This window comes from Thermomonas sp. (assembly GCF_041905325.1).
In the GTDB taxonomy this organism is placed as follows: Bacteria; Pseudomonadota; Gammaproteobacteria; order Xanthomonadales; family Xanthomonadaceae; genus Thermomonas.
The window spans coordinates 1-11469 of record NZ_JAYRLK010000009.1; the positions used below are offsets into that span (position 1 = coordinate 1).

Below are 11469 nucleotides of genomic sequence, written 5' to 3' on the forward strand. Positions count from 1 at the left end.
AAACACAGCTGCGCCGATGGTAGTGTGGCTCTAGCCATGCAAGAGTAGGTCATCGCCAGGGTCTTTATCCCGCAAAACCCCGGACCTTCTGGTCCGGGGTTTTGTCTTTGTCGGATCGTGGTTCGCGATGGCGGGGGGTAGCCGGGTTTTTATGCCGTGCGGCTTTCGCACAGGCTAGAATCCATGCCTTCCACCCAAGGGTCCGAATATGTCCGCAGCGTTGCACGTGGTGATCCTGGCTGCCGGGGAAGGCAAGCGCATGCGGTCTTCGCTGCCCAAGGTGCTGCAGCGGATCGCCGGCAAACCCATGCTGGCGCATGTCATTGCGGCATCCCGCGTCCTGTCCCCCGCCGGCATCCACGTGGTGTACGGCCATGGCGGCGCGCAGGTGCGGGCCGCGTTCGTCGACGAGGGCGACGTGCACTGGGCCGAGCAGGCGCAGCAGCTGGGGACCGGGCACGCGGTGCAGCAGGCGATGCCCGCGATTCCGGGTGATGCCCGCGTGCTGGTGCTGTATGGCGACGTGCCGCTGATCCAGCCGCAGACCTTGCAGCGGCTGTTGGAGTCCCGCCGGTCGCTGGCGGTGTTGGCGGCCGAGCTGAAAGACCCGACCGGCTATGGGCGCATCGTGCGGGATGCCGAGGGGCATGTCGCGGCGATCGTCGAGCAGAAGGATGCCGATGAGGCGCAGCGACGGATCGGCCTGGTCAACACCGGGGTGATCGCGGCCGATGCCGCTGAGCTGCGGCGCTGGCTGGAGCAACTGCGCAACGACAATGCGCAGGGCGAGTACTACCTCACCGACGTGTTCGCCTCCGCTGCGCGGGAATTTGCCGCCGCCGCGGTGGTGACGGTGGTGGATGCGGTTGAAACGGAAGGGGCCAACGACCCTTGGCAGCTTGCGCAACTGGAGCGTGCTTACCAGCTGCGGCAGGCCCGGGCGCTGTGCATGCAAGGTGCACGGATCATGGACCCGCAGCGCATCGACATCCGTGGATGCGTGCGGGTGGGCCGGGATGTCGAGATCGATGCGGATGTCGTGTTCGAAGGCGAGGTCGTGCTGGGTGATGGCGTGCGTGTCGGGCCGTTCTGCCGCATCAAGGATGCCCGGATCGGGGCCGGTACGCAGGTATTGGCGCATTGCGACATCGATGGCGCGCACATCGAGGACGATGTGCACGTCGGCCCCTATGCGCGCCTGCGTCCCGGGACGGTGTTGGCGCAGGGCGCACACGTCGGCAATTTCGTGGAAACCAAGAAGGCCACGCTGGGACGTGGCAGCAAGGCCAATCACCTGAGCTATCTGGGGGATGCGGTGATCGGCAGCGGCGTCAACATCGGTGCCGGCACCATCACCTGCAACTACGATGGGGTGAACAAGTCCACCACCACGATTGGCGATGGCGCCTTCATCGGTTCCAACAGCGCCTTGGTGGCACCGGTCACGATCGGCGCCGGGGCGACGATCGGTGCCGGCTCCACCATCGGCAAGCCGGCACCCGAGGGAAAGCTGACCTTGACGCGCGCACCGCAGGTCACGCTGGACGGCTGGAAGCGTCCGTTGAAGAAGCTGCCATGAATCCGGCACGCGTACGCCGCGCCACCGTGCGCACGCTGACCGACCTGCCCAATGTGGGGACGGCAACGGCGGCGGATCTGCGTTTGCTGGGGATCAACGAACCGCGGCAGCTGGCCGGGCGCGATGCGTGGGAAATGTATGAGGCATTGTGCCGGCTGACGGGCGCGCGGCATGACCCCTGCGTCATCGACGTGTTCCTGTCGCTGGTGGATTTCGCCAAGGGTGGCGAACCACGGCCGTGGTGGTATTACACGGGCCGGCGCAAGGCCGAGCAGGCGCACAGGTCGGCGGCAGAAAGATGAATGGATTGGTGATGTTCCGGCACGCGCCGGAGCATCACGCAGGGCGGTGGGCAGCACGCTGCAAGGCGGTCATCCCGGCAGCACCATCGCCACACACAGCCCGCCGCCATCGCGGTTGAGCAAGGCGATGCGCCCGCCGTGGGCTTCCGTGATTTCGCGTGCCAGCGCCAGCCCCAGGCCGGTGCCGTGGCGTTTGGTGGAATAGAACGGCAGCAGTGCGTTGGCCAGCACCGCTTCGTTCATGCCGCTGCCGCGGTCGAGCACTTCGATGCGCCAGCCTTCCGGGAGTTTGCGCACGGTGAGCCGGACATCCCCCGGTGCGGAGCCGGATTCGTGTGCATTCTTGAGCAGATTGATCAATGTTTGCTCCATCTGCGCGGCGTCGAAGCGGGCGATGCCATCCTGCGGATGCAACTCGCCGATGAACTCCACTTGCGTGCGCAGCTGAGCAAGGAACCGTTGCCAGTTCACCGGTTCCAGCCGGGGCGCCGGCAATTTCGCGAAGCGGGCGTAGTCGCGGATGAAGCCTTCCAGGTGGCGTGCACGCTCTTCGATCGTGGCCAGCGCCGTCGGCAGGCGCTCGTGCTGGCCACGGCGCAACAGTTCGCTGCCGGAATGGGCAAGCGAGGCGATGGGGGCCAGTGAATTGTTGAGCTCGTGGCTGATGACGCGAATGACTTTTTTCCAGGTCTGCACTTCCTGCCGCCGCAACTCGGCGGTGAGTTGGCGCAGCATCACCAGTTCGTGCACGCGGCCGTTGAGATGGAAGCTGCGGCGCGACAGATGGTAGATGTCCTCGTCGTCCTCGCTGCCAACGCTGAACATGCCATCGCCGCCACGTGCAAAGGCATCACGCAGGGCCGGATCGGCGTTGGCCAGAACCTCGTCGAAGGCGCGACCTTCCAAACGTCGCCCGTCGCCGAGCATGCGGCGTGCCGACAGGTTGCCCAGCACCACGCGGCGCACGGGATCCACCAGCAGCATGGCCACCGGCGTGTTCTGCACCATCGTGTCCAGCAACAGTTCGCGCTGCACCAGCGCAAGCCGCTGGTCGCGCAGGGTGTCGCCCAAGGCATTGTGCGCGGCCACCAGGTCGCCCAGGTCGCCGCCGCCTTCCCAGGCGATGCCGAAGCTGTAGTCGCCATCGCGGTAACTGCCCACGGTGCCGGCCAGGGCCCGGAACAGGGCGCGCACCGGGGACAACGCTTGGCGAACCAGCAGGAGCGTGAGCATGCTGGCGGCCAGTGCGGCGATGCCGGCCGCAGGCCATGGCAACAGCCAGCGCGACAGCAGCAGCTGGGTGATGACCGCCAGCACGATGCCGCAGACGGCCATTCCGCCGATGCGTACCACGACCGGAAGGCGGCGCAGCCAGTGCATCTCAGCTCCGCGCGATGCCGAGCCGGTCCAGCCGGCGATACAGGGCTTGGCGCGACATGCCCAGCTCGGATGCGGCCTGTGCAAGCACGCCACCGCTGCGTGCGAGCGCGGCTTCGATGGCGGCGCGGTCCGGTTCATCGCCAACGGGAGGGGCGGTGTCTGCGGTGACGGGCAGGGCAAGGTGGGCGCTGCCGATGACATCCCCCGGCGCCAGCAACGCCGCCCGCTGCATCACGTTGCGCAACTCGCGCACATTGCCCGGCCACGGATGGCGCAGCAGCGTGCGTTCGGCATCTTCATCCAGGCGTTTGCCAGCGGGAAGGAAGTGCCGCGCCAGTGGCAGGATGTCGCGCGGGCGTGCCGCCAGTGCCGGCACTTTCAGTTCGATGCCATTGAGCCGGTAGAACAAATCTTCGCGGAACCTGCCACCGGCGATCAACGCGGGAAGATCGGCATTGGTGGCACTGACCACGCGCACCTTGACGCTGCGTTCGCGGTTGCCGCCAAGGCGCTGGAAGCGCCCGGTTTCCAGTACCCGCAGCAGCTTCACCTGCCCGGCCAGCGGCAGGGTGCCGATTTCATCGAGGAACAAGGTGCCGCCATCGGCCACCTCGAACTTGCCCTCGCGGGATTTGACGGCACCGGTGTAGGCGCCGGCGTCCGCACCGAACAATTCCGCCTCGATCAACTCGCTGGGCAACGCCCCGCAATTGAGCGCCACGAACGGCCCCGCCTTCACCGGTGAATTGGCGTGCAGGATGTCCGCATAACGCTCCTTGCCGGCACCGTTGGGGCCGGTGATCAGCACGGGGATGTCGGCGCGTGCGATTTGGCAGGCCAGCGCGAGCGTGGCCTCGCTGGCGGGGTCGGCATAGACCAGGCCACGCAGGTCGAAATCGCGTTGCAGCGTGCTGCGGCGCTGACGTTCGCTGGAGCGTGTCTGCGCCAGTTGGCGGCGCGACTCGCCCAGCTCCAGCAGGTTGTTGACCGTGGCCAGCAGCTTGCGGTCGTCCCACGGCTTGGCCAGATAGTCGGCGGCACCGGCCTTGACCAGCTCCACGGCGGCCTCCAGGTGCGTCCATGCGGTCAGCAGGATCACCGGCAAGTCGGGATGGGCTTGCCGGATCTGGTGGAACAAAGCCACGCCCTCCTCGCCGGAGGTGGTGTCGGCGACGAAGTTCATGTCCTGGATCACCAGGTCCACCGGCTCGCGCGCAAGCACCGCCAGTCCGTCCTCGGGCGACGTGGCATGCAGGGTGCGCAGGTCGTGCAGCGAGAACAGCAGTTCCAGTGCGGTGCCGACCGCGAGGTTGTCGTCGATGATCAGGAGGGTGGACATGCGCTGATTGTAGTGGCGGGCTCAGGCCGAGCGCGTGGCGATGGCAGGCGAGACACGGGCGGCACGGCGGGCGGGGCCCAGCACCGCGAGTTGCCCCAGCAACCACAGCGCCAGCGCGCCCACCGGCAGGTATTGCCACGGCAGCCGCGGCAACTCGTACTTGCCCATCAGCAGTTGGTTGATGGCGTAGGCCAGCAACATCCCCAAGCCGATGCCGATGCTGGCCAGCAGGAAATTTTCCAGCTGGAAGTAGCGCAGGATCTGGCCACGGGTGGCCCCCAGCGCGCGACGGATGCCGATCTGCTTGGTGCGTTGTTGCACCCAGAAGCTGGCCAGGCCGACGATGCCCAGGGCGGTGACCAGCAGCAACAGCACGCTGACGATCAACAGCAGGCCGATCATGTCGCGGTCGGTGGCGAAGTATTCGTTGCGGCTGTCCTCGTAGGTGATGGCGGGCTGGATGACGCGATTGGCATCCACCTTGGCCAGCGTGCTTTCAATCGCCTTGGCCACGTCGGTGCGGCGGGCTGGATCGGACACGCGCACCAGATACCTGCCGCCATTGGCGAAATTCATGGCGGCGGGAAACACCACGGAATAGGTGCGATTACCGTTCATCTGGCCCGGGCGCATCAGGGTCTGCACCACGCCCACCACGGTCAGCTGGACGTCGGCCATGTAGATGGTCTTGCCGATGGGGCTGCTGCCGGGAAACAGCTTGCTGGCGGCGGGGGCGCTGAGGATGACCGAGGATTTCAATGCCGACATGTCGTTGGCCTTGTTGATGGCATCCACGCTCTTGAATTCGGTCGGCAGGAAATCACGCCCGGCCACCAGCTTCAGGCCCATGGTCTTCAGGGCACCCTCGCCGACCATGTACTGGGCGGCGGTCAGGGTGGGGACATCCTGGTCCGGTCGGGTGGACAGCGATGTATTCCACGAGTTGTTGCGGAATGGCACCTGGTTGACCACCGCCGCGGCGGTGACGCCGGGAATCGCGCGCAGGGCCACCAGGTCATCGCGGGTGCGCGCATCGCCATCGGCGGGCGTGCCGATGGCGCCGACTTGCGCGAGCAGCAGGTTGCGCTCGTCGATGCCGCTGGGCAGGTGCAGGGTGTCCAGCCGTTGCATGACCAGGAACATGGCGTTGCAGAGGATGGCGCAACTGAGCGCGATCTCCAGTGCGATCAGTGCGGCGGCGGTCTTGTGGCGCGCCAGCGTGGACAGGATCGGGCGGATTTCCATGGTGTGCTCCGGGAGATGAGGGGGCCCCTCCTTCCGCACGGTGCGCGGCAAGGAGGGGCAAAGCGCTCATTGCGATTTGAGTTGGATGGCCGGTGGTACGCGCATCGCGCGCCAGGCAGGCAGCAGGCCGGCCAGCAGGCTGGCGGCGATGGCCAGCGCGAAGGTGAGCAGCAGCATGCTGCCGTCCAGGTGCGCCAACGCGGCGTATTCATTCGGGCGATGGCGTACCGCCCACAGCCCCAACAGGGCCAGCAGCAGGCCGATGCCGCCACCGGCCAGGCCCACCACGCCGGATTCGATCATGCACTGCTTGAAGATGTCCATGCGCGATGCGCCCAGCGCGCGGCGCACGCCGATTTCGCCGCTGCGGCGCAGGAACTTCGCCAGCAGCAGGCCCACGGTATTGACCAGGCACACCGCCAGGAAGCCCAGTGCCAGCCACAGCTGCAAGCGCACGTCATTGGGCATCACCTGGCGGAACGCCATCAGTTCCGGCACGTTGCGCAGGCGCGTGTTGGCGGGGCGCTCGAAGCGGCCGGCGCGGCGTTGCTGCTCGGAATAGTTGTCCAGGTAACGCTTGTAGGCGGGGGCATCGCCGGCGCTGTCCAGCTCCACCCAATATTGGATCCATGCGCATGGCACGTTCTCGGCTTCGGGATCGTTGACCAGGGTGCGGCCGAAGCAGTTCATGTTGCCATTGCGCCCCAACTTCAACTCCAGCGCCGTGGCCATCGGCACGAAGGCTTGTTCGTCACTGTCATAGCTGCCGGTGTAGAGATCGTAGAAATGCGGAGTGGGCTTCCAGTGGTCGAGGACGCCGACGATACGCAGGTCGTGGCCGTCGATGCGCAGGTTGCGGCCCATCGGATTGGTGTTTCCGAACAGCTTTTCCCCCAGCGCGCGGGTGACGACCGCCACGCGTGCATGTGCCTGGTCGTCGCCTGCGGTCCATGGCCGCCCGTGCCGGAAGGGGACGTCGAACATGGGGAAGAAGTCGGATGAGGTATAGCGCAGCCCGGCGGCAAACGGCTTGAGCGTGCTGCCTTCCGGCTCGATGATGCCGCCGCCGCCGGTCATCATCGCTTGCCGCTTGGCCTGCTTCTGGCGCAGCAGTTCCTCGGCATCGAAGCGGGTGAGCTGGTCTTGCGGTTCACGGCCCGACTTGTAGCCTTCGCGCGTTTCCGGGTCCAACTGGACGTAGAACAGCCGATCGCTCTTCTGCGGGATGGGGTCGCCGGACAGCACGTGGAACACGGTCAGCGTGGTCATCGATGCGCCGATGCCCAGCGCGATCGCCAGCACCATCAGTGCGGTCAGCGCCTTGTTGCGCTTGAAACTGCGCAGGGCGAGGTTGAAGTAATACCCGAACATGGCGTGGCCTCAGGCGGTGGCGGGGCTGGTTGGGGTGGCGTGCAGCGCGCGGGTGAGCGGCACCGCCACGCGGATATCGGTGGCCACGCCGTCGACGATGTGCACGTTGCGCTGCGCGCGCGCGGCCAGCTCGGGGTCGTGGGTGACCATGACGATCGTGGTGCCTTGTTCGTTGATGTCCTCCAGCAGCTCCATCACGCTGCGCGCCATCTGCGAATCGAGGTTGCCGGTGGGTTCGTCCGCCAGCAGCAGGCGCGGGCTGCCGGCCAGCGCGCGGGCGATCGCGGCGCGCTGCTGCTGGCCGCCGGAGAGCTCGGCCGGGTAGTGCTTCATGCGCGAGCCCAGGCCCACCATGCCCAGCGCGTCCTCGATGCGCAGCTTGCGTTCGCCCGCCGACATGCCGCGGTAGCGCAGCGGCACGTCGCAGTTGTCGAACAGGTTGAGGTCGGGGATCAGGTTGAAGCCCTGGAAGATGAAGCCGATCTTCTCGTTGCGCAGCCTGCTGCGGGCGTTGTCGGACAAGCCTTTCACGTTGACGCCGTCGAGCATGTAATCGCCGCCGGTGAATTCCTCCAGCAGGCCGGCGATGTTGAGGAAGGTGGTCTTGCCCGAACCCGACGGGCCGGTGACGGCGACGAATTCGCCCTCCGCAACCTGCAAGTCGAGCGAGCGCAGGGCATGGGTTTCCACCAGCTCGGTGCGGTAGACCTTGGTGACTTGGTGCATGTTCAACATGGCGGGGTGTCCTTGGGAGTCGCTGGTCGGAAGTGCGGAGGCGGGTCGCCGGAGGCGCGCGGTGGCGCGGCCTCAGTTGCCGGAGATGCGGACGCGGTCCGCGTTGTTGAAGAGGTCGGTGCCGGAGACCACGATGCGGTCGCCCGCTTGCAGGCCGGACACGATTTCGACCGAGGCCAGGCTGGAGGCGCCGGTGCGGATGGCGCGGCGCACCGCGCTGCTGCCCGTCACCACGTAGGCCACGTTGCCGCCGTCCTGCTCGACGAACGGGCCACGCTCCACCATCAGCACGTCGTGGCGGGTGTCCATCACGATGCGCACGGACAGCCGCTGGTTCTGGCGCAGGCCCGGCGGCTGCCTGCCCTTGGCAAACCGCACGCGGGCGGTGACCTCGCCATTGACCACCTCCGGCGATACCGCCGCGATCTCGCCGGCGTATTGCGCGTTGTTGGCGGTGATCTGCGCCGGCATGCCCAGGCCAAGGTCACGGGCGAAGCTTTCCGGTACCTTGATCTCGACCTCGAAGCGGCTCAGGTCCACCACGCTGAGCACCGGCCCGTTGGCGATGACCTGGGTGCCCTGCGGCACCTGCACCTGCCCCACCTGGCCATCGAATGGCGCGCGCAGGGTCAGGGCGTCCACCTGCCGACGGGCTTCGTCCACCACCGCGCGCTGGCGTTGTGCCTGCAATTGCTTGTTGCGCGCATCCAGCCCGGCCCCGGCGCTTTGCAATTGGAAATCCCGCTGCGCGGCGAGCAGGCCGATCTCGGCCTTCTTCAGCATGTCCTGCGCGCGGTTCAAATCGTTCTTCGGCACCGCGCCGCCCTCGAACGCGCGCTGGTAACGCTCCAGATCCCGCGCCGCCGCAGTGCGGTCCACGGTGGCCTGGTCCAGCGCACGCTGGGCATTGGCGCGGGTGATCTGCGCATCCAGCTGGGCGCGGCTGGCGGCGGCATCGAAACTTGCCAACGTGGATTCTTCCTGCACCAGTTTGCTGCGCAGTTCGGGGCTGTCGATGCTGGCCAGCGGTTGGCCCTGCGCGACCTTGTCGCCGGCGACCACGGTGAGGTGCACGGTACCGGCAGCCACGGCATACAGGGTGGGGCTGTTGGCAGCGATCACCCGGCCTTCGGCGTTGAGGTCGCGCACCAGGTCGCCACGGGTGACGGTGGCGATGCGCAGACGCGCGGCGTCATAGGAGTTCGCGCCGCCCAGCCAGCCGCTGGCCACCCAGCCGACCAGCGCCAGCACGGCGATGCCGGTGGCCGCCAGGCCCAGTTGGCGGCCACGGTGCTTGCCGGTACCGACCGGCGTGCTCATGCGCAGGTCTTGCCCGGCGGTATCGCGGATGCGGCCACGGGTGGGGCTGGAAGTGTTGGGCGATGAGGTGTCCATGCCGGTGCATAAGCAACCGGCGTGCCAACTCGCAACATGTTGATTTTGAAGTGAAAAAATATCTTGCGGCAGTGTCCGTCCGGACGGTTGCGATGTCCGCCCGGACACGCCGGCCTGCGGCCCCGTTACACTTCCACCCTCGAGTCAGGAGGTGGGTTGCATGTGTGGAATCGTCGGTGCCATTGCCCAGCGTGATGTCGTTCCCTTGTTGGTGGATGGCCTGAAGCGGCTGGAATACCGTGGCTACGATTCGGCCGGCATCGCGGTGCTGTCCGGTGGGGACGTGCGCCGGGTGCGCCGCACCGGCCGCGTCGCCGAGATGGAGGCCGCCGCGCAAGCGGAAGGCTTCGACGCCAACCTCGGCATCGGCCACACCCGCTGGGCCACCCACGGCGGTGTTACCGAGTCCAACGCGCATCCGCACATCAGCCACGGCGAGCTGGCGCTGGTGCACAACGGCATCATCGAGAACCACGAAGCGCAGCGGCAGCGCCTGCAGGCGCTGGGCTACGAATTCACCTCGCAGACCGATACCGAAGTGGTCGCCCACCTGATCCACCATCATCGTGCGCAGGGCAAATCGCTGTTGGCGGCATTGCAGGCGGCGGTGAAGGAACTGCACGGCGCCTATGCGCTGGCGGTGATCGACAAGCGCGATCCGTCCACGCTGGTGGCCGCGCGCATGGGCTGCCCGCTGCTGGTCGGCCTGGGCGAAGGCGAGAATTTCGTCGCCTCCGACGTGTCCGCGATCGTCTCCGCCACCCGCCGGGTGATCTTCCTCGAAGAGGGCGATACCGCCGAACTCACCCGCGATGGCGTGCAGGTGTTCGACGCCAGCGATGCGCCGGTGGCGCGCGAAGTGCACGTGTCCGACGTGTCGCTGGCCTCGCTGGAATTGGGGCCGTACCGCCACTTCATGCAGAAGGAAATCCACGAGCAGCCGCGCGCGATCGGCGATACCGTGGAAGGCATCCTCGATGCCGGTGGCTTCGACCCCGCGCTGTTCGGCAAGGACGCGGCCAGCGTGCTGGCGGACGTCGAGTCGGTACAGATCCTCGCCTGCGGCACCAGCTACTACGCCGGGTTGACCGCGCGCTACTGGATCGAGGAACTCGCCGGCCTGCCCTGCGCGGTCGATATCGCCAGCGAGTACCGCTACCGCACCGTGGTGGGCAACCCGAAGCAGTTGGTCGTCACCATCTCCCAGTCCGGCGAAACCCTGGACACGATGGAAGCGCTGAAGTACGCCAAGGCGCAGGAACAAGACAAGACACTTTCCATTTGCAACGTGCCGGAGTCGGCCATCCCGCGCGCCAGCAAGCTGGTGTTCCTGACCCGCGCCGGCGCCGAGATCGGGGTGGCGTCGACCAAGGCCTTCACCACCCAGCTGGTGGCGCTGTTCGCGCTGGCGGTCACGTTGGGCAAGTTGCGCGGAAAGATGGGCGAGGCACGCGAAGGCGAGCTGCTGGAGGCCCTGCGCCACCTGCCCGGCAGCGTGCAGCACGCACTCAACCTGGAACCGCAGGTGGCCTCGTGGGCCGAGAAGTTCGCGCCGCGCCAGCACGCGCTGTTCCTCGGTCGCGGCACCCACTATCCGATCGCGCTGGAAGGCGCGCTCAAGCTCAAGGAAATCTCCTACATCCACGCCGAGGGCTACCCGGCCGGCGAGCTCAAGCACGGCCCGCTGGCGCTGGTGGACACGCAGATGCCGGTGGTGGTGATCGCGCCCAACGACGCGCTGCTGGAGAAGGTGAAGTCGAACATTCAGGAAGTGCGCGCGCGCGGCGGCGAGATGTTCGTGTTCGCCGACGCCGACAGCAGCTTCAGCGAATCCGAAGGCGTGCACGTGATCCGCACGCCGCGCCACGTCGGCATCCTCTCGCCGATCGTGCATGCCATCCCGGTGCAGTTGCTGGCCTACCACACCGCGCTGGCACGCGGCACCGACGTCGACAAGCCGCGCAACCTGGCCAAGTCGGTCACGGTGGAATAAGCGGCGATCAAAGATTGTCCTGGATCAAGGCCGCCGCGCGCCGCCGCGCCTAGGCTGGCGTCGCCGGTCGTCGGCTGCCTGCGGTGATTCCGATGTCGCTTCGCCTTCTTTCGCGCGGCCCGCACCGCGC

At 67.1% G+C, this 11469-nt stretch carries 9 protein-coding genes; 3 read left to right on the forward strand and 6 right to left on the reverse strand.

Features of this window, described 5'->3' with window-relative positions; genetic code table 11:
- Positions 1-208: 208 nt before the first annotated feature.
- The gene (gene glmU / locus ACE3OK_RS10150; protein WP_374249426.1) at positions 209-1579 is read left to right on the forward strand and encodes a bifunctional UDP-N-acetylglucosamine diphosphorylase/glucosamine-1-phosphate N-acetyltransferase GlmU; all 1371 of its coding nucleotides are present in this window, start codon (positions 209-211) and stop codon (positions 1577-1579) included.
- On the forward strand, positions 1576-1881 hold the full coding sequence (locus ACE3OK_RS10155) for a helix-hairpin-helix domain-containing protein (RefSeq protein WP_374249427.1): 306 nt from the start codon (positions 1576-1578) through the stop codon (positions 1879-1881). The genes glmU and ACE3OK_RS10155 overlap by 4 nt, the downstream gene beginning before the upstream one ends.
- 69 nt (positions 1882-1950) lie before the next feature.
- Here the strand turns inward: ACE3OK_RS10155 and ACE3OK_RS10160 are convergent, their stop codons facing one another.
- The 6 genes from ACE3OK_RS10160 to ACE3OK_RS10185 form a co-directional block, all read right to left on the reverse strand.
- Positions 1951-3261, reverse strand: a complete 1311-nt coding sequence (locus ACE3OK_RS10160) for a PAS domain-containing sensor histidine kinase (RefSeq protein WP_374249428.1) — start codon at positions 3259-3261, stop codon at positions 1951-1953.
- A gap of 1 nt (position 3262) precedes the next feature.
- Positions 3263-4600: a sigma-54-dependent transcriptional regulator gene (locus ACE3OK_RS10165; protein WP_374249429.1), complete on the reverse strand. Its 1338-nt coding sequence runs from the start codon at positions 4598-4600 to the stop codon at positions 3263-3265.
- A 21-nt stretch (positions 4601-4621) separates the two neighbouring features.
- On the reverse strand, positions 4622-5845 hold the full coding sequence (locus tag ACE3OK_RS10170) for an ABC transporter permease (RefSeq protein WP_374249430.1): 1224 nt from the start codon (positions 5843-5845) through the stop codon (positions 4622-4624).
- A gap of 66 nt (positions 5846-5911) precedes the next feature.
- Entirely contained in the window at positions 5912-7216 is a 1305-nt protein-coding gene (locus ACE3OK_RS10175) for an ABC transporter permease (RefSeq protein WP_374249431.1), read from the reverse strand.
- A 9-nt stretch (positions 7217-7225) separates the two neighbouring features.
- Entirely contained in the window at positions 7226-7951 is a 726-nt protein-coding gene (locus tag ACE3OK_RS10180; RefSeq protein ID WP_374249432.1) for an ABC transporter ATP-binding protein, read from the reverse strand.
- Positions 7952-8023: 72 nt separating this feature from the next.
- Positions 8024-9346: an efflux RND transporter periplasmic adaptor subunit gene (locus ACE3OK_RS10185; protein WP_374249433.1), complete on the reverse strand. Its 1323-nt coding sequence runs from the start codon at positions 9344-9346 to the stop codon at positions 8024-8026.
- A gap of 160 nt (positions 9347-9506) precedes the next feature.
- Here ACE3OK_RS10185 and glmS point away from each other — a divergent pair, with 160 nt between their 5' ends.
- A complete protein-coding gene (gene glmS, locus ACE3OK_RS10190) occupies positions 9507-11339 on the forward strand; it encodes a glutamine--fructose-6-phosphate transaminase (isomerizing) (RefSeq protein ID WP_374249434.1) in 1833 nt (610 codons plus the stop codon).
- Positions 11340-11469 lie beyond the last annotated feature (130 nt).

What these genes read in the sequence shown, in the direction of transcription:
- ACE3OK_RS10170 (WP_374249430.1), bottom strand. Translation starts at nt 5,845, where the DNA reads ATGGAAATCCGCCCGATCCTGTCCACGCTGGCGCGCCACAAGACCGCC.
- ACE3OK_RS10175 (WP_374249431.1), bottom strand. Translation starts at nt 7,216, where the DNA reads ATGTTCGGGTATTACTTCAACCTCGCCCTGCGCAGTTTCAAGCGCAAC.
- glmS (WP_374249434.1), top strand. Translation starts at nt 9,507, where the DNA reads ATGTGTGGAATCGTCGGTGCCATTGCCCAGCGTGATGTCGTTCCCTTG.
- ACE3OK_RS10165 (WP_374249429.1), bottom strand. Translation starts at nt 4,600, where the DNA reads ATGTCCACCCTCCTGATCATCGACGACAACCTCGCGGTCGGCACCGCA.
- ACE3OK_RS10180 (WP_374249432.1), bottom strand. Translation starts at nt 7,951, where the DNA reads ATGTTGAACATGCACCAAGTCACCAAGGTCTACCGCACCGAGCTGGTG.
- glmU (WP_374249426.1), top strand. Translation starts at nt 209, where the DNA reads ATGTCCGCAGCGTTGCACGTGGTGATCCTGGCTGCCGGGGAAGGCAAG.
- ACE3OK_RS10160 (WP_374249428.1), bottom strand. Translation starts at nt 3,261, where the DNA reads ATGCACTGGCTGCGCCGCCTTCCGGTCGTGGTACGCATCGGCGGAATG.
- ACE3OK_RS10155 (WP_374249427.1), top strand. Translation starts at nt 1,576, where the DNA reads ATGAATCCGGCACGCGTACGCCGCGCCACCGTGCGCACGCTGACCGAC.
- ACE3OK_RS10185 (WP_374249433.1), bottom strand. Translation starts at nt 9,346, where the DNA reads ATGGACACCTCATCGCCCAACACTTCCAGCCCCACCCGTGGCCGCATC.